This is a genomic window from Mesorhizobium sp. WSM1386 (assembly GCF_055901595.1).
The window spans coordinates 4,852,542-4,876,132 of the sequence record NZ_CM148373.1; the positions used below are offsets into that span (position 1 = coordinate 4,852,542).

Here is a 23,591-nt window from a genome sequence, read left to right on the forward strand (position 1 = left end):
ATGAGCGTTCAGACCACCGAATACACCGTTTCCGAAATCCGCTCTCCGGCGAGCTTCATCACCAGCCGTGTCTTCATCTACGGCGCGCTTGTCTTCTGGGCCTTCATCTGCCTGTTCCCGATCTACTGGACGATAACGACCTCGTTCAAATCGGCTGTCGACGTCACGCAAGGGCATCTGATCCCCTTCGTCGATTTCTGGCCGGACTGGAAGGGCTGGCGATCGCTCGGCCTGTCGCCGGATTCGATCTTCCAGACCTCCACCGTGCGCGACGAGTTCTTCAAGCGCTTCATGAACTCGGTCATCACCTCGGTCGGCGCGTCCAGCCTCGCCATCGTCATCGGCAGCCTCGCCGCCTACGGCCTGACGCGCTACCGCTACAAATTCGCCTGGTTCAAGAACGAGGACATCTCCTTCTTTTTCCTGTCGCAGCTGATCCTGCCGCCCGTGGTGCTCGCCCTGCCCTTCTTGGTGCTCTACCGGGAAGTCGGCATGCTCGACACCCGCATCGGGCTGATCCTGCTCTACACGCTGATGGTGCTGCCGATCGTCATCTGGATCATGCGCGACCAGTTCAATTCCATTCCCGTCGAGCTCGAGGAAGCAGCGCTCGTCGACGGGCTGTCGATCTGGGGCGCTTTTTTCCGTATCGTCATGCCGATCGCGCTGCCGGGCATGGTCGCCGCCTTCATCCTGGCGATGGTGCTGTGCTGGAACGAGTATTTCTTCGCCGCGCTTTTGACCTCGACCGATGCCAAGACCATTCCCGTCATGGTGGCGAGCCAGACCGGCTCGCAAGGCATCAACTGGTGGTCGATGGCAGCGCTTGCCACCGCGGCGATTGCGCCGCTGGCGGTCATCGGCATCGCGCTGGAACGCTATTTGATCATGGGCATGACCGCGGGGGCCGTGAAGTAGTGGCTGCCCCTTCCCTTCTCCCCTTGCGGGAGAAGGTGGCCGAGCGAAGCTCGGTCGGATGAGGGGTGCTCCAGGGAACACCAACGCCTCATTCCGCTGGAACACCCCTCATCCGTCTCGGCGCTACGCGCCGATCCACCTTCTCCCACAACAAGGGGAGAAGGAAGAACCTCCCCTAGCGCCTGAGGATTTCTCTCAGATGGTCCATAATCATCGCGACACCCTTTTGCCCCAGTTCAGCCGAGGCCTCCGGCGCGTTTGCCGTGTACCAGCCGGTATTGTCGGCGAAATAGGCGGCATCGACAGCTTCCGGACATAAGGCCAGCATCAGCGATGTCTCGCCGATGCCGGCGTGGTCGAACGGGTACTTGCCGTTCATGGCCGCCGGCATCAGCGGATGCACCTGCACCCAGTTGAAGAAGTTTTCACCCTCGGCGTGCCCAGCATAGTAATCGGCCATCGCTGGAGAGCCCCACCAGCCCTCGCCGCGCTGCTTTTCGAGGAAACGGAAGATCGCCTGACGGCCGGCGGTCTTGAAGGCGAGGTCGGTCGGCATGCCGGCGGCGAAATTTTCGGTCTGGTGATGGACGATGGCGTGGATGTTGCGAAAGCCGATGCGCAGCAGGCCGTAGAACAGCTCTTCCGCGAACGGAGCCAGTTGATTGCCGCCGACCTGCACCGAGCCGGTGCCTTCCGGCGGCGCCACTGCGTAGCTCGCGGCGCCGTAGTAGAAGGGCGGCAGGATGACGACCTCCCTCTCCTTCTCCAACAGTTCCAGCGTCTTGACGACAGCCAGCGTGTCCATGCCGACAGCCATGTGCTCGCCATGGTATTCGAGCACGCCGAGCGGCAGCGCGACCGGCCAATTCTCGGCGATCGCCGTGCGGATCTGGTGGGGCAGCATCAGCTCATAGCGCATGATCTATTCCATGTTGGTGTGGCGGGCGCGCATGGCTTCAGGCGACGCACCGATCAGGGCTTTGAGCTTCAGCACCATCACTTCGAACAGCAGGAACAGCGCTCCTTCGAACACCGAGCCCATCGGCAGCACCGATGTCTTTTGCGCGCCCTGGTCGTTGGCCATGGTCTGCGCGGGAATGAGCAGCGTGAAATCGGCGCGCTTTGCAGCGCTGCTTTCGGCCTGGGCAGTCAGCAGGAGGTTGGTCGCGCCGGCGGCGTGCGCAACCTGCATCAAGGTCAGCACGGTCGTGGTTTCTCCCGGCCCGGAGCTGGCCAGGAAGACGTCGCCCGGCCCCAGAGGCGGCGTGTTCATGTCGCCGACCACGGAAACCGGCAGGCCGAGATGATAGAGCCGCATGGCTAAGCCCTTGACCTGCAAGGCCTCGCGGCCGCAGCCGTAGACGACGATCTGCCCGGCATCAGCCAGCATCTCGCAGGCGGCATCGATCCGGCTCTCGTCGACGCGCTCCAGCACGCCGCCGAGTTCGGCAAGCGCGGTCTTGAACAGGCTTTCGTTCCGGTCGCTCACGGCAAACCCGCCCTCGAAATCATCCTGCGATTTTCCCACGAACAGCTTGATTTCGTTCATGCTAGCAACCGCGAAAATGCGTGTCCAACGCCGCGCGGCGCTTTTGCCTGATCGCAGGCATGATAATGTCATGTCAGACAAATCAACTCACAGATCAATCCGGGACACTGCAGGACATGAAGACACGGCATTTTGACCGCATCGGCAATGGCGGCATCACTTTTACCGAGCTCGGCTTCGGCACCGCGCCGCTCGGCAATCTCTACCGCGCCGTTTCGGACGAGGACGCCAATGCCACGCTCGAGGCCGCCTGGGGGACCGGCTGCCGCTACTACGACACCGCGCCGCTCTACGGGCTTGGCTTGTCGGAAACACGCCTCAACCCGTTCCTGCGCGGCAGGAAGCGCGACGACTATGTGCTGTCGAGCAAGGTCGGCCGCATCATGCGCGCCTGCCCGCCGGAGCAACGCACGGGCATCGGCAAGTTCTTCGACACGCCATCGCGGCGCGAGGTGTACGATTACAGTTATGATGGCGTCATGCGTTCGTTCGAGGCCTCGCTGGAGCGCCTCGGCGTCGACCGCATCGATATTCTCTTCGTGCACGATGTCGACATCTTCACCCATGGCAGCAAGGAAGCGTCCGACAAGCGCATCGAGGAGTTCATGCGCTCGGGCTATTACGGGCTGCTGTCATTGCGTGACCAGGGCGTGATCAAGGCGTTCGGCGGCGGCATCAATGAATGGCAGGTTGCCCACACGCTGGCCGAGCGCGGCGATTTCGACCTGTTCCTGCTTGCCGGGCGCTACACGCTGCTGGAACAGGAGGCGCTGACGTCCTTCCTGCCGCTCTGCCAGAAGCGCGGCATCGGCATCGTTCTCGGCGGCCCCTACAATTCCGGCATCCTGGCAACCGGGCCGAAGCCGGGCGCCTACTACAATTACTCCGAGGCCCCCAAGGACATCCTTGAGCGGGTCGCGGGCATCGAGAGCGTCTGCAAGCGCCATGGCGTCAGGCTGATCGAGGCGGCGCTGCAATTCCCGCTGCTGCATCCGTCGGTCGTCTCGGTGATCCCCGGCGGCCAGCGGCCGAGCGAAGTGGAGAGCAACCGGTCGCTGCTCGACGCCAAGCTGCCCGCGGCCCTGTGGGCCGACCTCAAGAAGGAAGGCCTGATGCGCACCGAGGCGCCGACCGCATAGGCCGGGGCGGCCCTCGCGGCCGCACGCGCAAAAACGAAAAGCCGGGCGGGCCCGGCTTTTCTGGTCTCTGAAAAAGAAAAAACGCTTAGTTGACTGCGTCCTTGAGGCCCTTGCCGGCCGAGAACTTCGGCACGGTGCGTGCCGGGATCTTCACTTCGGCGCCGGTCTGAGGGTTGCGGCCGGTCGAAGCCGCACGCTTTGACACGGTGAAATTGCCAAAGCCGACAAGCCGGACATCGCCGCCCTTCTTCAGTTCGCCGGTGATCACGGAAAATACCGCATCGACCGCCGACTGCGCGTCACCCTTCGAAATGCTCGCGGCGTCGGCGACAGCGGACACCAGTTCGTTCTTGTTCATAAAAATTCCCTTCCATGAGAACACCGGAACTAACGACTCATCCGGCAGGAAACGGACTTTAGAAAGAAGCGCTTCCGCAACCAAGTCGAAAAGGCAGGAAAAAACCGGAAAAAGCCCGGAATTCCGGGGTTTTTCACATGAAAAAGCCGGGCGCGAGGCCCGGCTCTTCTGTTTGTGCGCTGCAACTTTAGCAATTACTAATGTGCAAGCGACTTTCCGGCATCGTCGGTGGTGTCCGTCGTGGCCGGCGGATTGACCGGTTCGACCCATTCGATCGGCTCCGGCATACGCACCAGCGCGTGGCGCAACACCTCGCCGACCCGCGAGACCGGAATGATTTCCATGCCGTTCTTCACGTTGTCCGGTATCTCCGCCAGATCCTTGGCGTTGTCTTCCGGGATCAGCACCTTCTTGATGCCGCCGCGCAATGCGGCCAGCAGCTTCTCCTTGAGGCCGCCGATCGGCAAGATGCGGCCGCGAAGCGTTATCTCGCCAGTCATCGCCACATCGGCCCGGACCGGAATACCCGTCAGCACCGACACGATGGCGGTTGCCATCGCAGCACCCGCGGACGGGCCGTCCTTCGGCGTGGCGCCTTCCGGCAAGTGGACGTGGATGTCGCGCTTGTCGAACAGCGGCGGCTCGATGCCGAAATCGAGCGCGCGCGAGCGGACATAGGAGGCCGCCGCCGAGATCGATTCCTTCATCACGTCGCGCAGATTGCCGGTCACCGTCATGCGGCCCTTGCCGGGCATCATGACGCCTTCGACCGTCAGCAGCTCGCCGCCGACTTCCGTCCAGGCAAGCCCGGTAACGACGCCGACCTGATCGTCAGCCTCGACCTGGCCGAAGCGGAAGCGCTGGACACCAAGGTAATCGGCGAGGTTTGCCGCCGTGATGGTCACCGTCTTCTTCTTCGTCTTCAGGATCTCGGTCACCGCCTTGCGCCCGAGCTTCATCAGCTCGCGCTCCAGGCTCCTGACGCCCGCTTCGCGGGTGTAGGTCTGGATGATGGCACGGATCGCGTCCTCGCCGACGGAAAACTCCTTCGGCTGCAGCGCATGATCGCGCACCACCTTCGGCATCAGGTGCCGCTTGGCGATCTCGATCTTCTCGTCCTCGGTATAGCCGGCGATACGGATGATCTCCATGCGGTCCATCAAGGGCGCAGGGATGTTCAGCGTATTGGCCGTCGTCACGAACATCACGCTCGACAGGTCGTACTCGACCTCGAGGTAATGGTCCATGAACGTCGAGTTCTGCTCGGGATCGAGCACCTCGAGCAGCGCCGACGACGGATCGCCCCGGAAGTCCTGGCCCATCTTGTCGATCTCGTCGAGCAGGAAGAGCGGGTTGGACTTCTTCGCCTTCTTCATCGACTGGATGACCTTGCCGGGCATCGAGCCGATATAGGTGCGCCGGTGGCCACGGATCTCGGCTTCGTCACGCACGCCGCCCAGCGCCATGCGGATGAATTCGCGACCGGTCGCCTTGGCGATCGACTTGCCGAGCGAGGTCTTGCCGACGCCGGGAGGGCCGACGAGGCACAGGATCGGCCCCTTCAGCTTCTTTTGGCGGCTTTGCACGGCAAGGTACTCGACGATGCGGTCCTTCACCTTGTCGAGGCCGAAGTGATCGGTATCAAGCACGTTCTGCGCGTAAGCCAAATCCTGCTTGACCTTGGAGTTCTTGCCCCATGGGATCGACAGCAGCCAATCGAGATAGTTGCGCACGACGGTCGATTCCGCCGACATCGGCGACATCGTCCGCAGCTTCTTCAATTCGGCTTCCGCCTTCTCGCGGGCCTCCTTGGAGAGCTTGGTCTTCTTGATGCGCGCCTCGATTTCGGCGGCCTCGTCGCGGCCGTCCTCGCCTTCGCCGAGCTCCTTCTGGATCGCCTTCATCTGCTCGTTGAGGTAGTATTCGCGCTGCGTCTTCTCCATCTGGCGCTTGACGCGCGAGCGGATGCGCTTCTCCACCTGCAGGACGGAGATTTCGGCTTCCATGAAGCCCATCGCCTTTTCCAGCCGCTCCTTGACCGAGAGCGTGGCCAGCATTTCCTGCTTCTCGGGGATCTTGATGGCGAGATGCGAGGCAACGGTGTCGGCGAGCTTGGAATAGTCGTCGATCTGGCTGGCAGCGCCCACCACTTCAGGCGAGATCTTCTTGTTCAGCTTGACGTAGTTCTCGAAGTCGGTGACGACCGAACGCGCCAGCGCCTCGACCTCGACCTCTTCCTCTTCCGGCTCGACCAGCGCCGTGGCGCGGGCCTCGTGGAAGTCGGGACGGTCGGTGAAGGAGACGATTTTCGCGCGCGAGGCGCCCTCGACCAGAACCTTGACGGTGCCGTCGGGCAGCTTCAGCAATTGCAGCACATTGGCGAGCGTGCCGATATCGAAGATGGCATCGGGCTCGGGATCGTCATCGGCGGCATTCATCTGGGTGGCAAGCAGGATCTGCTTTTCCTGCCCCATCACCTCTTCCAGCGCCTTGATCGATTTCTCACGCCCGACAAAGAGCGGAACGATCATGTGCGGGAACACCACGATGTCGCGCAGTGGCAGGACTGCGAAGACGCCGTCGCTGGGAGCCTTGGATATTTTGGCCATTGTCCAACCTTTCATGTCGCGGCCGCTAATTGAGCCAACCGCGAATCTTATATTAACGACCGGGGATCGTTCCGCCTACCACCGTTTGTGACGGGAGTTTTACAGCACAGAAATCGGGCACCTCGGCCTTCTCGTGTTAGGTGGATGCAAGCGGGGCAAAGATCAAGAGTTAACATCGTCCGCAATCCATTCCATTGCAACGGTCGTAGGCCCGTCATAGCAAAACGGCGCCGCAAGGGCGCCGTTCCACAAAAATATGGGCTGAAGTGCCATATCAGGCACTGACATTGCCCTTCTTTTCCTTCTGCTCGGAGTAGATGTAGAGCGGCCGGGCGCTGCCGGTCACCACTTCCTCCGAAATCACCACTTCGCGCACGCCTTCGAGCGCGGGCAGTTCGAACATCGTATCGAGCAGGATCGCTTCCATGATCGAGCGCAGGCCGCGCGCACCGGTCTTGCGCTCGATGGCGCGCTTGGCGATCGCCGACAAGGCGTTCTCGTGGAAGGTCAGGTCGACATTTTCCATCTCGAACAGCCGCTGATACTGCTTGACCAGAGCGTTCTTCGGCTCGGTCAGGATCTGGATCAGCGCCGGCTCGTCGAGGTCCTCCAGCGTCGCCAGGACCGGCAGGCGGCCGACGAATTCCGGGATCAGGCCGAACTTCAACAGATCCTCCGGCTCGACCAGGCGGAAGACATCGCCGGTGCGCCGATCTTCCGGCGAAGCGACGACGGCGCCGAAGCCGATCGAGGTCTTGCGGCCGCGATCCGAGATGATCTTGTCCAGTCCGGCGAAGGCGCCGCCGCAGATGAACAGGATGTTGGCGGTGTCGACCTGCAGGAATTCCTGCTGCGGGTGCTTCCTGCCGCCCTGCGGCGGCACGGAGGCGACCGTGCCTTCCATGATCTTCAGAAGTGCCTGCTGCACGCCCTCGCCCGACACGTCGCGGGTGATCGAGGGATTGTCGGACTTGCGGGAAATCTTGTCGATCTCGTCGATGTAGACGATACCGCGCTGGGCGCGTTCGACATTGTAGTCGGCCGACTGCAGCAGCTTCAGGATGATGTTCTCGACGTCCTCGCCGACGTAGCCGGCTTCGGTCAGCGTCGTGGCGTCCGCCATGGTGAACGGCACGTCGATGATGCGGGCCAGCGTCTGCGCGAGCAGCGTCTTGCCGCAACCGGTCGGGCCGATCAGCAGGATGTTAGACTTCGCCAGTTCGACATCGTTGTTCTTGCCGGCATGCGCGAGGCGCTTGTAGTGGTTGTGGACCGCCACCGACAGCACGCGCTTGGCGTAGGGCTGGCCGATGACATAATCGTCGAGAACCTTGAGGATCTCCTGCGGTGTCGGCACGCCCTCGCGCGACTTCACCATCGAGGTCTTGTTCTCCTCGCGGATGATGTCCATGCAGAGCTCGACGCATTCATCGCAGATGAAGACCGTCGGGCCAGCAATCAGCTTGCGCACCTCGTGCTGGCTCTTGCCGCAAAACGAGCAATAGAGCGTGTTCTTGGAATCACCGCTGTTGTTGCCGACCTTGCTCATTTTCATGTCCTTTCATGGCCGCCCGCCGATGGTCTGGCTGAAAGGGCGCAACTTCAATCTATCGCGGGAATCCGCCGCCGCCAGTGTCCCGGCTCCCGCAACGTATTCCGTACGAAACACAAATCAGAAAACGTGGCAATGATTCGCAGCTCCCCACGCAAAGCTAAGCCGTCGAAAATCAACATAGCCTTAACGTAGGCAATCCTGACCGTCGAGGGAACAGCCAATTGTGGCCGAAATGACGCAAGACGCGCCAAAAGCGCGTAATGGTGCCATCCAACTGCCAACAAGCCCTTATGCCAGCGCTCCCTCGGCCGCCTCGCGCGACGAAATGACCTTGTCGATGAGGCCGAAGTCCCTGGCCTCGTCGGCGGTCATGAAATGGTCGCGGTCGAGCGTCTTCTCGATCTCTTCGTAGCTCTTGCCGGTGTGCTTGACGTAAACCTCGTTGAGGCGGCGCTTCAGCTTGATGATGTCCTGGGCATGACGCTCGATGTCGGACGCCTGGCCCTGGAAACCGCCGGAGGGCTGGTGAACCATGATGCGGGCGTTCGGCGTGGCGAAGCGCATGTCCTTGTGGCCCGCGGTCAGGAGCAGCGAGCCCATCGAGGCCGCCTGGCCGATGCAGAGCGTCGACACCGCCGGCTTGATGAATTGCATGGTGTCGTAGATCGCCATGCCCGAGGTGACGACACCGCCCGGCGAATTGATATAGAGGTTGATTTCCTTCTTCGGATTCTCGGCTTCGAGGAACAGGAGCTGCGCGCAGACCAGCGTCGCCATGCCGTCCTCAACCGGACCGGTGATGAAAATGATACGCTCCTTGAGGAGGCGCGAGAAAATGTCGTAGGCGCGCTCGCCGCGATTGGTCTGCTCGACCACCATCGGAACGAGGTTCATGTAGGTTTCGACGGGGTTCTTCATTCGTTGTCTCTTATCTCGCGGTGGGATTCCGGCTCCGGGAAGCTTGGCAAGTGGGCTGGCAAGTCGGGCAGAATCGGTTCTGGATCGTTATTCTGTAAATAGGATGCCGGCTCATCCTTGTGCAAGGCCGACCCGTCCTAGCCATCTGGGTAAGTCGAATCAAGGTTTCCAGCCAAGGATTCGCAGCGGCCGACGCTTCTGCCGCTCTATAACGCACACCCCGGGTCAGCCGGGTAGCAGTTTCTTAACCGCGTCACTTAACGAAATGCGCCGAAACCGCTTTCCTCCGAAGCCGCTTCCCCTACAATCCAACGTTGAACTGTCATTGCGCCGTTCAGCAGGGGGAGTGCCATGCCTGGGAAAATCGCGTGCTTCACCATTGCCGGGCTGACCGTGCTCGGCACGATTTCGCCGACCGCGGCCGGTGGCCGCGCCGTCGAATGCTATGAGCCGGTCCGTTCGCCTGCCGTCTACGACACGGTCTACGAGGACGTGATGGTCAGCCCGCCAGGCCAGCATGTAGACTACGACCCGCCCATCTACGGCACGCGCGAACGCGTGGTGATGACCGTTCCGGCCCAGGTGAGCTACGAGGTCGTGCCCGCCGTCACCCGCACCGTCTACCATACGGTCCAGGTCGATGATGGCGGATATTCCTGGGAATGGCGCGTCATCCATGGCCGCAGGGTGCTGTGCAAGGTCTGGCACAAGGCGCGCTACGAACGCGTCGCCGAGACCGTGGTGGTCCAGCCGGAGCGCACACGGCGCATCGTCATTGCGGCGCAGTATGACCGGATTGCCGAGGAAGTGCTGGTTCGGCCCGAGCAAAGGCGCGTCATCGATATTCCCGCCTCTTACCAGACCGTCGCAAGGCGCGTTCTCGTGCGCGAAGGGTCGTCAGGCTGGCGGCGCGTGCATATACCAAGGCATTGCCAGGACTAGCGACATAGACGACCCCACGGCGGTTGTTGGATTTCAACCGGAAGTGTAGCCTGCGCGCAACGGAAACCTGTTTTGGGCCGAGCAATGCGCGACCTGGAAATTTCCAACCAGGAACTGTCGGATATTGCGGAAGAAGCCTTGGGGCTGGCCAAAAGCTATTGGGCGTCTCTCGAAGGGCGTCGGGCATATCCCTCGACCACCAGCGAGGACACGACCGAGCTGTTCTCGCGGCCTTGGCTGGAGAACGGTCGTGGTCGGGAAATCCTGCAGGATTTCAAGTCGATAGCGGAGCATGCGCGCCCCGGCACCGGCAGGTTCTTCGGTTACGTCGTTGGCTCGGGCGAACCGATCGGCGCGCTGGGGGAATTGCTGGCCGCCGTGCTCAATCAAAATGTGACGTCATGGCGGTCGGCGCCGGCGGCGACATCCATCGAACGCGCCGTCGTCGGATGGTTGGCCGAGGCCGTCGGCTGCGCCGGATTTACAGGCAGCCTGTGCGGCGGCGGCTCGATGGCCAACCTCATGGCGCTGGCGATGGCGCGGGAAGCGAAGCTGCCTGCCAACGAAACGGGCGTACAGCCATGCGTGATCTATGCTTCCGAGCAAGTGCACATGTCGATACCGAAAGCCGTCGCATTGCTGGGCATCGGCAGAAAAAATCTGCGCCTGATCCCCGTCGACGACAAATTCAAGATGCGGACGGACGCCCTCCAGGCAGCCATAGCCGCCGACCGCGAGGCCGGAAACGTGCCTATCGCCATCGTGGCCACGGTCGGCACCATCGTCTCCGGCGCAATCGATCCCCTCCCCGAAATCGCGGACATTGCCCGCAGGGAGGCGCTGTGGATGCATGTCGATGGTGCCTATGGCGGGATGGCGGCTCTGGCGGTGCCGGAAAAGTTCCAGGGTCTGTCCTTTGCGGATTCGCTGTCGCTCGACGCGCACAAATGGCTGTATCAACCACTCGATTGCGGCTGCCTGCTCAATCGTCATCCAGATATCGCGCGCACGACTTTCTCGCACAGCGACGACTATGTCAGGATATTGAGCGAAGATCCCACCGAAGCCTTTGCGTTCTTCGAGGAGTCGATCGAGCTGTCCCGACGCTTCCGCGCGCTGAAGCTCTGGATGTCGCTGCAGTTTCACGGACGCGGTGCCTATCGCGAAGCCATCAGGCGCGATCTCGACCATGCGCAGATATTGGCGCAAACTATCGCGTTGCATCCAGAACTGGAACAGCTTGCGCCCGTGTCGCTGAGCGCGGTCTGTTTCCGTCACCGCTCGAAGGACAACGAAGCAATCCTCCGACGCGTGATCGCGCGCGGCCGGGTGTACCTGTCGAATGCGACGATCAATGGTCAGTTCGTGCTGCGGGCATGTTTCGTCAATCACCGGACGACTCCCGATGACATACGGGCCATTGTATCGGAAATCATTGCCGCCGCCGAAGAGCTCAATCGCTGAGCCGCCGAGACCTTCCGCAGCCGCGCCGGCTGGCTCAACTCATAGGCTATCGGGCGCCAACATACGGTCTGGAATGAGGCTGGCAAGCCGCGCTATGGGTCTGGCATGACCAAATCGACGCTCCCCTATCTGGCCTTTGATACAGCCACCCGCCACCTGCGGCTCGACCCGCACGAGCCAGCTTTCTTCCTCAACCCCTACGAGGCCTATGCACACCTGCACGGCGTATCGAATGCGTTTTTCTGGGAGGAGTTCGGTTTCTGGTGCTTTGGCGGCTTCGACGACGTCAACCGGCTGCTGCGCGACCGCCGCTTCGGCCGCCAGAGCCCGGCTGGCATTCCCGACAGTCGCGGCATCGGCCAGGACAGAAGCCATCTCAAGGCTTTCGACGGCATCGAAGCGAACTCCATGCTGGAGCTGGAACCGCCGGTGCACACCCGGCTGCGAACGCTGGTCAATCGCGCCTTCGTCTCGCGCCAGGTCGAACGGCTGCGGCCGCGTGTCGAAGCGCTCGCCAATGAGCTGATCGACCGTTTCGATCCGGCCGGCCCGGTCGACCTCTTGCCCGCCTTCGCAGCGCCTTTGCCGATCACCATCATCGCCGAAATGCTCGGCGTGCCTGTCGAGATGGGGCCGCAACTGCTCGACTGGTCACATCAAATGGTCGCCATGTACATCCATGGCCGCACCCGCGAGACCGAGGAAACGGCCAACCGCGCCGCGGGCGAATTTGCCGATTTCCTGCGCGGCTATATCACTGAACGGCGCACGAACCCGGGTGACGACCTGCTGTCGCTGCTGATCTCGGCGCAGGAAGACGGCCAAAGACTGTCGGAGGACGAGATGGTGTCGTCGGCCATCCTGCTGCTCAACGCCGGCCATGAAGCGACCGTGCATCAGACCGGCAATGCGGTGCGCTCGATCCTGGCGCAACAGGGCGACCCGCGCCGCTTCTTCACCTCTCTGGAAGCAACTGCGGCAACAGTCGAGGAATGCCTGCGCTTCGACGCACCGCTGCACATGTTCACCCGATACGCCTATCGGGAGATCGAAGTGGCGCCAGGCATCGTCGTGCAGCCGGGCCAGACGATCGGGCTCTTGCTCGGCATGGCCAATCACGACCCGCGCGCCTTTGCCGACCCGCAGGCCTTCCGGCCGGACCGGGCAGACCAGAAGAACGTGTCCTTCGGCGCCGGCATCCATTTCTGCATCGGCGCGCCGCTCGCCCGGCTCGAATTGCAGGTGTCGCTGAAGACCTTGTTCGAGCGCCAGCCAAAGCTCCATCTTGCCGAAAGCCCGCGCTTCCGCGACACTTACCACTTCCATGGGCTGGAAACGCTCGCCGTCGGCTTTTGAACGATGGCGGGCCTGGGGCTGCGCGATGAGACTGTTTTCCAAACTGGCGACGGCGTTCGCATTGGCGTTGCTATGCGCATGCCTGGCGCACGCCCAGGCGCAGCAGCCGGAAAATATCCCGCAGGAAAACAGCGATGCCATCGCCAGGGCGATGGCGGCAGGCCTGCTGGAGCGCCAGACGGGCGCTGCCGTGCCCGCGGACAAGTTCTCGGCCTATGAAGTCGACTTCAACCTCGACGGTCTGTCCGAAATCTACGCCTACGTCGCGGATCCGGCTTGCGATGGCGCCAAATGCGGGCTTTTCCTGTTCGTGCTGGAAGGCGATGGCTACCGTGAGGTTCTCGGTGACATCCCCGGTGCGAGGCTGACGCCTCCAGACAGGGTCGCGCTCGGCGCTTTCAAACGCGACGGCTTCATCGATCTGCAACTAGACCAAAAGCTGTTTGGCTGGACCGGCGACCGCTACGCTGAAGTCTCGACCTTCCCTGCCACGTCGCTCGACGGCGCCGTCTTCATCGCCGCCTGCCAAAAAAGCAAATCCAGCGAACAGCCGGAAGAAGGTGAGGCCGAGCGGGTTGCCGGTGAATGCCAATGCCAGTTCAATCGGCTCAAGGCGATCGGTTTCACCCAGGCCGACCTTGACCAATATGCCGCCTCGCTGGGCGAGAATTTCGAGTATCCCAGCGGCGACAAGGAGAAAGCCTGGCAAGCCGTCAGCACGCAGGCAAGCGACACCGCAACCGGCTGCGACGTCGTCAGCGGCAAGAGCCAGTGGCAGCCGGCCTACTTCAACCATGGCGACCAGCCGCAACAGAGGCTCGATTTCAACGACTTCATCGCCGCCTGCCCGGCCCAGGAGTTCATCCTGACCAACCGCAAGGTCGGCTCGCCGGACCGCGCACTCAGCCTCTGCGGCTGTCTGGCGCGGGAAATGCCGACCCAGGGTGTCGCCCAGGAAGGGCTGGACCTGTTGACGCAATATTATCGCGACGAGATTGCCGACGCCGATCTCGAAGCCCAGGACGCCAATTTGCTGACCGCCCACGACAAGGCCTCGGAAGCCTGCCTCGGCCAGTTTCCGGCGAAGTGATCACAGCTTGATCACATACTCCTTGCGTGTCGTTTCAAGCACTTCCCAGCTGCCCTTGAAGCCTGGCCTCAGCACGAAACTGTCGCCTGCCCTGACCGTGCGCGCCTTGCCGCCCTGTTCCGCGATTATCGAGACCCCGGACAGGATGTGGCAGAATTCCCATTCGTCATAGACGATGCGCCACTTGCCCGGGGTGGATTCCCAAATGCCGGCGTAGAGGCCGCCATCCCGCTCCTCGACATTCCAGGTGCGGAATTGCGGATCGCCCGAGATCAGCCGATCCGGCGCTGGTGCGCCGGATTCGGGTTCGACGCTGTCGGTCGATACTGTCAGGTAATGCGCGGACAAGACTTGCCTCCCACAGTGAGTCAGTAGTCAGTAGTGATTAGTGAGTGGAAGCGCTCCCGTCGACGCTCGGGTGGCTAGTCACTACTAACTACTGACTACTGACTACTGACTACTCACTCAAAAATCAGACCTTGGCGAGCGCCTGTTCAAGGTCGGCGACGATGTCTGTGACATCCTCGATGCCGATGGAAAGCCGCACGGTGTCCGGACCGGCACCGGCCTTGACCTTCTGCTCGTCGGAAAGCTGGCGGTGCGTGGTCGACGCCGGGTGGATGACCAGCGACTTGGTGTCGCCGACATTGGCCAGATGCGAGAACAGTTCGAGCGCCTCGACGAACTTGACGCCGGCCTCATAGCCGCCCTTGAGGCCGAAGGTGAACACGGCGCCGGCGCCAAGCGGCGAATATTTCTTCTGCAGCGCATTGTTCTTGTCGCTGGGAAGACCGGGATAGTTCACCCAGGCGACCTTGGGATGGTTGGACAGCCAGCCGGCGACGGTTATCGCGTTGTCGCAATGGCGCTGCATGCGCAGCGGCAAGGTTTCGAGGCCGGTCAGGATGAGAAAGGCGTTGAACGGCGAGATCGCGGGGCCGAGATCGCGCAGGCCGAGCACGCGCGCGGCAATGGCGAAAGCGAAATTGCCGAAGGTCTCGTGCAGGACGAGGCCGCCATATTCGGGGCGCGGTTCCGACAGCATCGGATATTTGCCCGACTTCGACCAGTCGAAGGTGCCGCCATCGACGATGACGCCGCCGATCGAATTGCCATGGCCGCCGATGAACTTGGTCAGCGAATGGACGACGATGTCGGCGCCGTGCTCGATCGGCCGGATCAAGTAGGGCGAGGCCAGCGTGTTGTCGACGATCAGCGGCAGGCCGTGCTTGCGGGCGATTTCGCCGATCTTCTCGATGTCGACGAAGGTGCCGCCAGGATTGGCCAGGCTCTCGATGAAGATCGCCTTGGTCCTGTCGTCGATCTGGCTTTCGAAGGTCGAGACATCATTGGCTTCGGCCCAATGCACCTCCCAGCCAAAATTCTTGAAGGCATGGCCGAACTGGTTGATCGATCCGCCATAAAGCTTGTTGGCGGCGACGAAATTGTCGCCCGGCTGCATCAGATTGTGGAACACGATCACCTGCGCGGCGTGGCCGGATGCCACCGCAAGGGCAGCCGTGCCGCCTTCGAGTGCGGCGACGCGCTCTTCGAGCACAGCCTGCGTGGGGTTCATGATGCGGGTGTAGATGTTGCCGAAGGCCTTCAGGCCGAAGAGAGAGGCGGCATGGTCGGCGTCGTCGAAGACGAAGGACGTGGTCTGGTAGATCGGCGTGGCGCGCGCGCCGGTGGCCGGATCGGGCTTGGCGCCGGCATGGACGGCGAGCGTATTGAAACCGGGCGTACGGGTCACGGAAACCTCCCTTAAAAACCTTCTGAAAATCGCCGGGCATTCTTGGCGAAGCCCGGCACGGAATGCAAAGAAGAAAATACCCTTCGGCGTGGGACCTTCGACCAAGCCGCAGGAAAATGCGGCATTTTCCGGAATAATTTTGCGCCTTAGCCCATAGCCTATTTCTGGCGCACACCAAAACTCTGAAAGCCCTGGCGCATCAGCGGCTTCTTCGACGACAGCACCCCGGAATTGACCCCGGTCCAGCCGATCTCGCCGGAGAGCTTGCCGTACTCGATCTTGGGGCAGCGGTTCATCACCACCTTGATGCCGGCGGCCTCGGCGCGCGCGGCTGCTTCGTCATGGCGCACGCCAAGCTGCATCCAAATCACTTTCGGCAGCGGATCGAGCAGCAACACCTGGTCGACGATGCCGGGCACCGCCGCCGGCGCGCGAAAGATGTCGACCATATCGATCGGCTCCGGAATGTCGGCCAGCCTGGCATAGGTCATCCGGCCAAGGATTTCCTTGCCGGCCTGGCCAGGATTGATCGGAAATACCGAAAACCCCTTGGCCAGCAGGTATTTCAGCACGAAATAGCTTGGCCTGACGTCATTGGCCGACGCGCCGACCATGGCGATGGTCTTCACCGAATTGAGGATGCCGCCGATGTAGGTGTTGTCGTAGCTATCGTGATTCATGCCTCGTCCTCATACAACGCCTCGGTGAGAAAACCATCCGGGTCATTGCTGAAATCGCGCAGCATGCGGAAATGGTCCGTGTCGCGAAAGTCGGCGGGCTCGAGCCCGAACCGGCTGATGCGGAACAGCCGCGCGCCGGGACAGGCCATCAGCAGCGGCGAGTGCGTCGCCATGATTACCTGCGCGGTGCCCGACTGGTCCATGCGCCGCAGCATCTTGAGCAGTTCGATCTGGCGCGACGGGGAGAGCGCGCTTTCAGGCTCGTCGAGGATATAGATGCCTTGCCTGCGGCAGCGTTCCTCGAAAAAGCGGATGAACCCCTCGCCATGCGACCATGACAGGAAATCCGGCGGCGCCTCGCCCGAATCCAGCGCTGCCTGATCCAGATAGCGGGCGACGGAGTAGAAGGATTCGGCGCGGAAGAACCAGCCGGCGGTGACCTTCGGCAGCCAATGGCCACGGAATGTGTTCGCCAGCGCGGCGCCACTCTTGTCGATGGCGCCGGAATGGTCGACCGGCCTGTAGCCCTTGCCACCGCCGGCCTCGTCGTAACCGGCCAGCGCGCCGATCGCCTCGAGCAAGGTGGATTTACCGGTGCCGTTCTCGCCGACGATGATGGTGATCGGCGTGGTGAATTCGAGCTCGAAGGCGCGGCCGCGAAACAGCGGCAGGTTCCACGGGTATTTTTCCCAATCGTTCACGCGCTCGGGATCGAGCAGGACGCGTTTGAGATAGGGGGCCTTGAGCCGCGTCAGCTGCTTGCGGTGGGCCATCAATTGGTCAGCATCGCTGGGGCTGCATCATTCGGGCAGCGAAATCGTGCCGTCTTCCGCGATCGGAAAGGCCGGATTGTGCGCCACTTCCCAGACATGACCGTCGGCGTCGGCAAAATAGCCGTACCAGCCGCCCCAGAAAGCACGTCCGGCCGGCTTGACGATGCGGCCGCCGGCTTTTTCCGCCATGGCGAGCACTTCGTCGACCTCGGCATCAGAGCGGGTGTTGTAGGCGAGATAGACGGCGGACGGCGCCCCGGTGAAGGAGACGCCGGAATCCTGCTCGGCGCTTTCGCGCGGGAACAGGCCGAGAATGACGCCCCCCATCTGGAAGAAGGCGACGCCTTCGGTGATGCCGGCATGCCGTTTCAAGCCCATCGCCTCGTAAAAGCGCACCGCGCGATCAAGATCGTCGGTAGCGATGGTGATGATGGAGATGCGCGGTTCCATGAGTGCGTCTCCCTTACTCGTCCGTCCATTCCGGCTTGCGCTTGCCGATGAAGGCGCCGATGCCCTCCTGCGCGTCGCGCGCCAGCATGTTTTCGACCATGACGCGGCCGGTATAGGCATAGGCGTCCGCCAATCCCATCTCGGCCTGGGCGTAAAAGGCTTCCTTGCCGGTCTTCACCACCAAAGACGATTTGGAAGCAATGGTTTGCGCATATTTGGTGACAGTCTGATTCAGGTACTCGCGCGGCACGACACGGTTGACCAGGCCGAAGTCCTTGGCGGTGGCCGCGTCGATCGTCTCGCCGGTCAAGAGCATTTCCATCGCCTGCTTGCGCGAGACATTGCGCGACAGCGCCACCATCGGCGTCGAGCAGAACAGGCCGATATTGACGCCCGGCGTGCAGAAGGTCGCTTCGTGCGAGGCGATCGCCAGGTCGCAACTGGCGACCAGTTGCAGCCCGGCGGCCGTCGCCAGGCCGTCGACCTCGGCGATAACGGGCAGCGGATGCCGCACGATCGCCTGCATCAACGTGGCGCAAGCGGCAAACGTCTCTTCGAAAAAGGCCTTGCCGCGATCGGCGTCGGCACGCCGCGCGGTCATCTCCTTGAGGTCATGGCCGGCGCAGAACACCTTGCCTGCCGCCGACAGGACGATGACGCGCACGGCCTTGTCGGCCTTGGCGCGTTCGAGTTCCGCCGTCAGCGCCGCCATCACCGCCAGCGACAGGGCGTTGGCGGGCGGATTGGCCAGCATGAGGCGCAGCACGCCCTTGTCCAGCCGGGTCGCGACCGGCCCCTCGACAGCGGCAGGCTTAATGGCAAGGATTTCGGCCATGGTTGAGGTCTCCGCGATTCCGCTCGGGCTGCCTGAGTATCAGATACCGGACTATCTAATATCGGATCGGGTTTCGTCCAACACCGATTGCTTGCGCCAGAGGGACGGAGGTGTTGCAAGAAATACCGTCCTGCGCCCATACAGGCTTGGCACAGAACGAGAGACCGACATGCCCGCCCAGACCAGCCTCAAGCCGGTGCTGACCGCAGCACAAGTCAATACGCTGATGGAAACCGAGTTTCCGCAGCTTAACGAAAGAGTCGCGGCCTATGAGGCGATCGACGTTTTCCCGGGCGGCTGCATCGTGCGGCTCAATGCCGGCGACCGGCATCTTCGTCCCGGCGGCACGGTGTCCGGCCCTGCCCTGTTCACGCTGGCCGACATTGGCGGCTATGTTTGCGTCCTCAGCCATGCCGGGCCGGATGCGCTCTCCGTCACCACCAACCTCAACATCAACTTCGTCCGCAAGGCCGGGACAGGACCGATCGATGGCCACTGCCGCATCCTGAAGCTGGGAAAGAGCCTGATGGTGTTCGACATCGACATCGTCGCCGGCGAGGGCGGACACACGATCGCGCACGCGACGGGGACCTATTCGATCCCGCCGAAGCGATCCTGACGATTGAATTCCATTCAATGTGTATATATATGCGCATAGGTGATTTTTGCTCGAGCGAGACAGTCGTAAAATCGTGAAGCGCCTCAAGGAGGAAAGGTTCGAGCTCATTTCACGCGGCTCGCACAACAAATTTCGGAAAGGCGAGATCGTGTTGATTGTTCCGCACCCTGAGAAGGATCTGCCGACAGGTACAGCTCGCGCCATAGCCAAGCAGGCTGGTTGGATCAGGTAAGGGGATCGCAATGAAGAACTATTTCGCACTGGTCGACAAAGATCCGGACAGTGCCTTCGGCATACGCTTCCCTGACATTCCCGGCTGTTTTTCCGCCGCGGATGCAGCGGAAGACATCGTACCCAACGCCGTCGAAGCCTTGCAGTTATGGGCGGAGGACATGCCTGTTCCAGAACCGTCCAGCCACGAAGCGATTGTCGCCCTTCCCAATATCCGCAATGCGCTTGCCGAAGGCGGTTATCTGGTCTCGGTCCCCCTCATCGACAATGATAGCGCAGTCGTCAGGGCGAACGTGACTTTCGAGCGCGGCGTTTTGCGGGCGATCGACGCCGCGGCACGCGAGCGTGGCATTACGCGATCGGCGTTCCTTTCAAGCGCCGCTCGCAGGGAAATCGAAGCAAAGCATTGAGATCGTCCGAGAATCGATCGCAAATCGATGTGGTAAAATAATACCTTTTACACAAGCGCCTGTTTTTGCTTAATTTTTCTTGATATTCGCCTTTTTGATCGCCTTGACGCGCTCCCCACCCTCGCCTATAAGCCGTCACGAAGCAGCGGCCCGCAAAGGCCGCCGTTTTGATATTGGCGGCGGGCAAGTGCTCATCGCCAATCCAAGCAACAAGAAACGCCTTCTCTATTTTTGGGGAAGGTCCAAACCGAGAGCAGAAAACATGACAACCTTTTCGCAGAAGCCTGCGGATGTGGTGAAGAAGTGGATCCTGATCGACGCCGAGGGTCTCGTCGTCGGCCGTCTCGCCACTGTCATCGCCAATCATCTTCGCGGCAAGCACAAGCCGACCTTCACCCCGCATGTCGACGACGGCGACAACGTCATCGTCATCAATGCCGACAAGGTGGTGTTCACCGGCAAGAAGTTCACCGACAAGGTTTATTACTGGCACACCGGCCACCCCGGCGGTATCAAGGAGCGCACCGCGCGCCAGCTGCTCGAGGGCCGTTTCCCCGAGCGTGTCGTCGAGAAGGCCGTCGAGCGCATGGTGCCGCGTGGCCCGCTTGGCCGTCGCCAGATGAAGAACCTGCGCGTCTATGCAGGTACCGAGCATCCGCATGTCGCCCAGCAGCCAGAAGTCCTCGACGTGGCCAAGCTGAATTCCAAGAACAAGAAGGTCGCATAAGATGGCTGAGCTTTCCTCGCTCGCAGAACTGGGCGCCGCCACCGGCAACACCAATACGCAGGCCGCGGCACCCGTCCACGTCCAGAAGCTCGACAAGTCGGGCCGCGCCTATGCCACCGGCAAGCGCAAGAACGCCATCGCGCGCGTCTGGGTGAAGCCGGGTTCCGGCAAGATCGTCATCAACGACAAGGAATTCGCGACCTATTTCGCGCGTCCGGTCCTGCAGATGATCCTCAACCAGCCGATCATCGCTTCGAACCGTGCGGGCCAGTACGACATCGTCGCCACTGTCGTCGGCGGCGGCCTCTCCGGCCAGGCCGGTGCTGTGCGTCACGGCATCTCCAAGGCGCTGACCTACTATGAGCCTGCGCTGCGCGCCGTGCTCAAGAAGGGCGGCTTCCTGACCCGCGACAGCCGCGTCGTCGAGCGCAAGAAGTACGGCAAGGCGAAGGCCCGCCGCTCCTTCCAGTTCTCGAAGCGCTAAGCGCTCCGCAGTTTGGACAATCGAAAAGGCCGCCTCCGGGCGGCCCTTTTGTTTGCGGCTCGGCAGTCACCCCACCCGCGCCTGCGGCGCGACCTCCCCATCAAGGGGAGGTAGAAGAAGGCGTGTTTTGCACCGGCCAATGCGGTGTCGGAACGGTCGGGATAGGAGACCGACAAAAACCTGGCGCCCTACCTCCCCTCGATGGGGAGGTCGGCGCGTAGCGCCGGGTGGGGTGATGGCGCCAGCGTCGGATTTCCTGGTTTTTCCTAGTTGATGCTGGCGGTGCTGGCGGCCTCAACCGGCCGTGCCTCATCGGCATAAGGCACGCGGTAGCCGTTCGCCCCCAGCCAGCCGATTGCCGCCTTCGGTTCGTCGGTCTGGATGATGGTGGCGCCGCGGTCGGCCCAAAAACCCCAGGCTTCGCGCGGCAGGCTGGCCTGCACCGCCAGCTCGTCGCCACGGCCGCCGGCCAGGAAGCCGCCCGGCTTGCCAACGATGGCATAGGTGTCGGCCCAGATGTGCCAGTTGCCGCGCACCGCCGCCGCCCGCATGCGCGTGCTGAACAGCGGCCCGCCGGTCTCGGTAAGGGTCTGCGCGCCTGCCCGCCAGTTGATCAGCTCGACCGCGCGCGGCGCAAAAGCGTGGTCGACCGTCTCGGCGAAACCGGCATCATGCACCGCGTCATCGGCGATGATCGGCATGAACTGGACGCCGCCGATCGCAGCCATGGCGGCCTTTACCGCGGTGATCCTGCCCTGGTTCCACAGGTTCTCCTTGACGATGACCTGATCCGCCATGCCGAGATCGCGGGCCACCGCGATCATGCCCGGCAGGTCGCCGATCTCGAGCTTGTTGTCGAGGTTGATGAGGATCCTGTCCCTGGTCGCCATCAGCATTTCGCGCAGCGTCGAGACCGTCTCGCTGGTGACGGTGCCGGTGCCCTCGACCACCAGCCGGCAGGCCTTCAGTTCGGCCAGCGTGTAGTTGACCACCTCGCCCCTGCAGGTCGTGGTGCGGTCGAGCCAACTGTCATGCATGACCACGAACTCGCCGTCCTTCGAGCGCCTGATGTCGACCTCGACGATCTCGGCGCCCATGGCGATCGAGCCTTCGACAGCCGCGAGCGAATTTTCCGCATAGAGCGTCTTGCCGGCCTGCATGCTGCCGGCGCGATGCGCGGCCACCAGGACGTGGTCGCGCCACTGATTGGCGTGTTCGAAGCGGTCGAGGATCTGCCTGGCGCGGGTCTCGCCGGCCAAGGCCTGGCCGCAGGCGGCCGCGAGTGCCGTGGAAAACAGAACGCGCAGCCAGATGGTCCGCATCGAGAATCGCTCCTTACCGGATCGAGATCCGGATAAGCGATGCCCGTGACATCCAGGTGAACGAAGCCGGCTAGCGGAATGCGTGCTGGCCGGTGCGTCAGAGGCGTTTCGCTCGCCGGCGAAACCATGCCATCGCCGGCATCTCGACGAAGCGCCAGGTGATCCAGGATAGCGCGATGGTGGCAGCGAGCATGAGAACGATTGCGACGATCCCGACCCAACCGGCACCGAAACCGGTCGCAGGTTGCCCGCGCAGCACGATGTCGCCGACAAAGCCGAGGCCGAGCTTGCGCTCGACGAGCCCGGCGACATTGATCAGCCGCGCCTGGACGAAGATATGGACCATGTAGATCGAGTAGGACAGCGCGCCGAGCGTCAGCATGAACGGCGCCCTCAGCAGAGCTGAAATCCAGCCGCCTTCGTGGGCGAACAGAAACAGCGCCAGCGCGAAGACCAGTGGTGCCGCGATGCCAAAATCATTGCTGCCCGCCAGCGAGACAAAAAGAACGATGACCGCCACCATGACGATTTCGGCAAGGGTCCAGCTCACCCGTGGGCCGCTGCTGACGAGAACCTGTCGCGCCCTTGCAATGGAATCATGCTGAAACCAGGCCAGCAGGGCGCCGAGCGAGAAGCCGTAGAGGCAACGGATGAAGCCGAAATCATAGGACACATCCATATGATGCGTGGAGAAGCCGAGCAGGAACAGCGGCGCCGTGACAGCGGCGGCAACGAACCATATCCAGGCACGCGCGCCGGCGACGAAGACGACGCCAGCGAACAGGAGATAGGCGAAGAACTCCGCCGAAATGCTCCAACTCGGTGCATTCCAGGTCAGTCGATCCTCGAAGCCGACACCTTGCAGCAGGAAAAGATTGGCAAGCAGGCTTTTCAGGTCGAACCCGCCGGTGAACGGAGCAGCGCCGGCGCCATGCAGTTGCGGCAGCATCAGCCGCAGCAGTTCGAACCCGGCAAAGGCCGCGAGCATGATGAGATGCAAGGGATAGATGCGGCCGAAACGCACCAGCGCGAAGCGAGCGACCTCATCCGGCTGGCTCAGGCGGTCGGCATAGCTGCTGGCGATGACGAAGCCGGAAAGGACGAAGAAGAAGTCGACAAAAAGATAGGATGAACCGATGAAACGGCTCTGCGAGATCACCGAAGCGGTCGGGAAGTGAAACAGCGCCACCAGCAGGGCGCAGATGCCACGCCACGAATCGAGAACCAGGAAGCGTTCGACGGCGATCGTGCCGGCGTGGGTCGACACCACGGCACGGGACGGATTAAGAAACGCCGTTTGCGTCATGATGGTACAAATCCTGTCTTGCCGTGGCACCCGGGCGGCGCGATTTCGTCTCCCCAAGCTGTGACTGGCATCTTCCGTGCCGGTTCTGTAGTTGTTGCACCCC

25 protein-coding genes are annotated in these 23,591 nt (G+C 62.2%); 11 read left to right on the forward strand and 14 right to left on the reverse strand.

The window, feature by feature from the left end:
- A complete protein-coding gene (locus AC0NIH_RS23885; RefSeq protein ID WP_023776324.1) occupies positions 1-918 on the forward strand; it encodes a carbohydrate ABC transporter permease in 918 nt (305 codons plus the stop codon).
- Between the two features lie 175 nt (positions 919-1,093).
- On the opposite strand, the gene AC0NIH_RS23890 is transcribed toward AC0NIH_RS23885, so the two are convergent.
- Together AC0NIH_RS23890 and AC0NIH_RS23895 are read right to left on the reverse strand one after the other, a co-directional pair.
- Positions 1,094-1,837, reverse strand: coding sequence for a creatininase family protein (locus tag AC0NIH_RS23890; RefSeq protein WP_473466755.1), 744 nt, complete (start codon positions 1,835-1,837; stop codon positions 1,094-1,096).
- 3 nt (positions 1,838-1,840) lie between these two features.
- Positions 1,841-2,407: an SIS domain-containing protein gene (locus AC0NIH_RS23895; RefSeq protein ID WP_473466800.1), complete on the reverse strand. Its 567-nt coding sequence runs from the start codon at positions 2,405-2,407 to the stop codon at positions 1,841-1,843.
- Between the two features lie 176 nt (positions 2,408-2,583).
- Between AC0NIH_RS23895 and AC0NIH_RS23900 the strand changes: the two genes are divergently transcribed.
- Positions 2,584-3,606, forward strand: coding sequence for an aldo/keto reductase (locus tag AC0NIH_RS23900; RefSeq protein ID WP_473466753.1), 1,023 nt, complete (start codon positions 2,584-2,586; stop codon positions 3,604-3,606).
- 85 nt (positions 3,607-3,691) lie between these two features.
- Here the strand turns inward: AC0NIH_RS23900 and AC0NIH_RS23905 are convergent, their stop codons facing one another.
- The 4 genes from AC0NIH_RS23905 to clpP form a co-directional block, all read right to left on the reverse strand.
- Positions 3,692-3,964, reverse strand: a complete 273-nt coding sequence (locus tag AC0NIH_RS23905; RefSeq protein WP_006201846.1) for an HU family DNA-binding protein — start codon at positions 3,962-3,964, stop codon at positions 3,692-3,694.
- Positions 3,965-4,161: 197 nt separating this feature from the next.
- Positions 4,162-6,573: an endopeptidase La gene (gene lon, locus AC0NIH_RS23910; protein ID WP_352711686.1), complete on the reverse strand. Its 2,412-nt coding sequence runs from the start codon at positions 6,571-6,573 to the stop codon at positions 4,162-4,164.
- A 274-nt stretch (positions 6,574-6,847) separates the two neighbouring features.
- Positions 6,848-8,122, reverse strand: a complete 1,275-nt coding sequence (clpX, locus tag AC0NIH_RS23915) for an ATP-dependent Clp protease ATP-binding subunit ClpX (RefSeq protein WP_013532190.1) — start codon at positions 8,120-8,122, stop codon at positions 6,848-6,850.
- Positions 8,123-8,416: 294 nt separating this feature from the next.
- Positions 8,417-9,046 carry an ATP-dependent Clp endopeptidase proteolytic subunit ClpP gene (gene clpP / locus AC0NIH_RS23920; RefSeq protein ID WP_013895939.1) on the reverse strand — a complete coding sequence of 210 codons (630 nt, stop codon included), beginning with the start codon at positions 9,044-9,046 and terminating at the stop codon, positions 8,417-8,419.
- 351 nt (positions 9,047-9,397) lie between these two features.
- Here clpP and AC0NIH_RS23925 point away from each other — a divergent pair, with 351 nt between their 5' ends.
- From AC0NIH_RS23925 to AC0NIH_RS23940, 4 genes are all read left to right on the forward strand, one after another.
- Entirely contained in the window at positions 9,398-9,988 is a 591-nt protein-coding gene (locus tag AC0NIH_RS23925) for a hypothetical protein (protein WP_473466751.1), read from the forward strand.
- Between the two features lie 84 nt (positions 9,989-10,072).
- Positions 10,073-11,452, forward strand: coding sequence for a pyridoxal phosphate-dependent decarboxylase family protein (locus AC0NIH_RS23930; protein WP_473466749.1), 1,380 nt, complete (start codon positions 10,073-10,075; stop codon positions 11,450-11,452).
- Between the two features lie 105 nt (positions 11,453-11,557).
- A complete protein-coding gene (locus AC0NIH_RS23935) occupies positions 11,558-12,808 on the forward strand; it encodes a cytochrome P450 (protein WP_473466747.1) in 1,251 nt (416 codons plus the stop codon).
- Between the two features lie 25 nt (positions 12,809-12,833).
- Complete coding sequence (locus AC0NIH_RS23940) at positions 12,834-13,898, forward strand: hypothetical protein (protein WP_473466745.1); 1,065 nt, start codon at positions 12,834-12,836, stop codon at positions 13,896-13,898.
- On the opposite strand, the gene AC0NIH_RS23945 is transcribed toward AC0NIH_RS23940, so the two are convergent.
- From AC0NIH_RS23945 to AC0NIH_RS23970, 6 genes are all read right to left on the reverse strand, one after another.
- Positions 13,899-14,246 (reverse strand): cupin domain-containing protein, encoded by a 348-nt coding sequence (locus tag AC0NIH_RS23945; RefSeq protein WP_473466743.1) that lies wholly within the window; start codon positions 14,244-14,246, stop codon positions 13,899-13,901.
- Positions 14,247-14,370: 124 nt separating this feature from the next.
- Positions 14,371-15,651, reverse strand: coding sequence for an O-acetylhomoserine aminocarboxypropyltransferase (locus tag AC0NIH_RS23950; protein ID WP_023764113.1), 1,281 nt, complete (start codon positions 15,649-15,651; stop codon positions 14,371-14,373).
- A 158-nt stretch (positions 15,652-15,809) separates the two neighbouring features.
- On the reverse strand, positions 15,810-16,331 hold the full coding sequence (locus AC0NIH_RS23955) for a CoA-binding protein (protein WP_023776332.1): 522 nt from the start codon (positions 16,329-16,331) through the stop codon (positions 15,810-15,812).
- Positions 16,328-17,104 carry an AAA family ATPase gene (locus AC0NIH_RS23960; protein WP_473466740.1) on the reverse strand — a complete coding sequence of 259 codons (777 nt, stop codon included), beginning with the start codon at positions 17,102-17,104 and terminating at the stop codon, positions 16,328-16,330. The genes AC0NIH_RS23955 and AC0NIH_RS23960 overlap by 4 nt, the downstream gene beginning before the upstream one ends.
- Before the next feature lie 27 nt (positions 17,105-17,131).
- On the reverse strand, positions 17,132-17,554 hold the full coding sequence (locus AC0NIH_RS23965) for a VOC family protein (protein WP_013895948.1): 423 nt from the start codon (positions 17,552-17,554) through the stop codon (positions 17,132-17,134).
- A gap of 13 nt (positions 17,555-17,567) precedes the next feature.
- A complete protein-coding gene (locus AC0NIH_RS23970) occupies positions 17,568-18,389 on the reverse strand; it encodes an enoyl-CoA hydratase (protein WP_473466738.1) in 822 nt (273 codons plus the stop codon).
- A gap of 169 nt (positions 18,390-18,558) precedes the next feature.
- Here AC0NIH_RS23970 and AC0NIH_RS23975 point away from each other — a divergent pair, with 169 nt between their 5' ends.
- The 5 genes from AC0NIH_RS23975 (at position 18,559) to rpsI (ending at position 20,860) form a co-directional block, all read left to right on the forward strand.
- Positions 18,559-19,008, forward strand: a complete 450-nt coding sequence (locus AC0NIH_RS23975) for a PaaI family thioesterase (RefSeq protein WP_473466736.1) — start codon at positions 18,559-18,561, stop codon at positions 19,006-19,008.
- A gap of 46 nt (positions 19,009-19,054) precedes the next feature.
- A complete protein-coding gene (locus tag AC0NIH_RS23980; RefSeq protein ID WP_473466735.1) occupies positions 19,055-19,240 on the forward strand; it encodes a type II toxin-antitoxin system HicA family toxin in 186 nt (61 codons plus the stop codon).
- A 10-nt stretch (positions 19,241-19,250) separates the two neighbouring features.
- The gene (locus AC0NIH_RS23985; RefSeq protein ID WP_023764106.1) at positions 19,251-19,649 is read left to right on the forward strand and encodes a type II toxin-antitoxin system HicB family antitoxin; all 399 of its coding nucleotides are present in this window, start codon (positions 19,251-19,253) and stop codon (positions 19,647-19,649) included.
- A gap of 262 nt (positions 19,650-19,911) precedes the next feature.
- Positions 19,912-20,376, forward strand: coding sequence for a 50S ribosomal protein L13 (rplM, locus tag AC0NIH_RS23990; RefSeq protein WP_023764105.1), 465 nt, complete (start codon positions 19,912-19,914; stop codon positions 20,374-20,376).
- Position 20,377: 1 nt separating this feature from the next.
- Positions 20,378-20,860 (forward strand): 30S ribosomal protein S9, encoded by a 483-nt coding sequence (gene rpsI, locus AC0NIH_RS23995; RefSeq protein WP_023764104.1) that lies wholly within the window; start codon positions 20,378-20,380, stop codon positions 20,858-20,860.
- A gap of 266 nt (positions 20,861-21,126) precedes the next feature.
- Here rpsI and AC0NIH_RS24000 read toward each other — a convergent pair whose 3' ends face one another.
- Positions 21,127-22,182 carry a glycerophosphodiester phosphodiesterase family protein gene (locus AC0NIH_RS24000; protein ID WP_473466732.1) on the reverse strand — a complete coding sequence of 352 codons (1,056 nt, stop codon included), beginning with the start codon at positions 22,180-22,182 and terminating at the stop codon, positions 21,127-21,129.
- A gap of 97 nt (positions 22,183-22,279) precedes the next feature.
- Positions 22,280-23,488 (reverse strand): acyltransferase family protein, encoded by a 1,209-nt coding sequence (locus AC0NIH_RS24005; protein ID WP_352711657.1) that lies wholly within the window; start codon positions 23,486-23,488, stop codon positions 22,280-22,282.
- Positions 23,489-23,591 lie beyond the last annotated feature (103 nt).

Excerpts from the sequence above, each read along its gene's own strand:
- AC0NIH_RS23885 (WP_023776324.1), top strand. The coding sequence starts at position 1 with ATGAGCGTTCAGACCACCGAATACACCGTTTCCGAAATCCGCTCTCCG.
- AC0NIH_RS23890 (WP_473466755.1), bottom strand. The coding sequence starts at position 1,837 with ATGCGCTATGAGCTGATGCTGCCCCACCAGATCCGCACGGCGATCGCC.
- AC0NIH_RS23900 (WP_473466753.1), top strand. The coding sequence starts at position 2,584 with ATGAAGACACGGCATTTTGACCGCATCGGCAATGGCGGCATCACTTTT.
- AC0NIH_RS23905 (WP_006201846.1), bottom strand. The coding sequence starts at position 3,964 with ATGAACAAGAACGAACTGGTGTCCGCTGTCGCCGACGCCGCGAGCATT.
- lon (WP_352711686.1), bottom strand. The coding sequence starts at position 6,573 with ATGGCCAAAATATCCAAGGCTCCCAGCGACGGCGTCTTCGCAGTCCTG.
- clpX (WP_013532190.1), bottom strand. The coding sequence starts at position 8,122 with ATGAGCAAGGTCGGCAACAACAGCGGTGATTCCAAGAACACGCTCTAT.
- clpP (WP_013895939.1), bottom strand. The coding sequence starts at position 9,046 with ATGAAGAACCCCGTCGAAACCTACATGAACCTCGTTCCGATGGTGGTC.
- AC0NIH_RS23925 (WP_473466751.1), top strand. The coding sequence starts at position 9,398 with ATGCCTGGGAAAATCGCGTGCTTCACCATTGCCGGGCTGACCGTGCTC.
- AC0NIH_RS23930 (WP_473466749.1), top strand. The coding sequence starts at position 10,073 with ATGCGCGACCTGGAAATTTCCAACCAGGAACTGTCGGATATTGCGGAA.
- AC0NIH_RS23935 (WP_473466747.1), top strand. The coding sequence starts at position 11,558 with ATGACCAAATCGACGCTCCCCTATCTGGCCTTTGATACAGCCACCCGC.
- AC0NIH_RS23940 (WP_473466745.1), top strand. The coding sequence starts at position 12,834 with ATGAGACTGTTTTCCAAACTGGCGACGGCGTTCGCATTGGCGTTGCTA.
- AC0NIH_RS23955 (WP_023776332.1), bottom strand. The coding sequence starts at position 16,331 with ATGAATCACGATAGCTACGACAACACCTACATCGGCGGCATCCTCAAT.
- AC0NIH_RS23960 (WP_473466740.1), bottom strand. The coding sequence starts at position 17,104 with ATGGCCCACCGCAAGCAGCTGACGCGGCTCAAGGCCCCCTATCTCAAA.
- AC0NIH_RS23965 (WP_013895948.1), bottom strand. The coding sequence starts at position 17,554 with ATGGAACCGCGCATCTCCATCATCACCATCGCTACCGACGATCTTGAT.
- AC0NIH_RS23970 (WP_473466738.1), bottom strand. The coding sequence starts at position 18,389 with ATGGCCGAAATCCTTGCCATTAAGCCTGCCGCTGTCGAGGGGCCGGTC.
- AC0NIH_RS23975 (WP_473466736.1), top strand. The coding sequence starts at position 18,559 with ATGCCCGCCCAGACCAGCCTCAAGCCGGTGCTGACCGCAGCACAAGTC.
- AC0NIH_RS23985 (WP_023764106.1), top strand. The coding sequence starts at position 19,251 with ATGAAGAACTATTTCGCACTGGTCGACAAAGATCCGGACAGTGCCTTC.
- rplM (WP_023764105.1), top strand. The coding sequence starts at position 19,912 with ATGACAACCTTTTCGCAGAAGCCTGCGGATGTGGTGAAGAAGTGGATC.
- rpsI (WP_023764104.1), top strand. The coding sequence starts at position 20,378 with ATGGCTGAGCTTTCCTCGCTCGCAGAACTGGGCGCCGCCACCGGCAAC.
- AC0NIH_RS24000 (WP_473466732.1), bottom strand. The coding sequence starts at position 22,182 with ATGCGGACCATCTGGCTGCGCGTTCTGTTTTCCACGGCACTCGCGGCC.
- AC0NIH_RS24005 (WP_352711657.1), bottom strand. The coding sequence starts at position 23,488 with ATGACGCAAACGGCGTTTCTTAATCCGTCCCGTGCCGTGGTGTCGACC.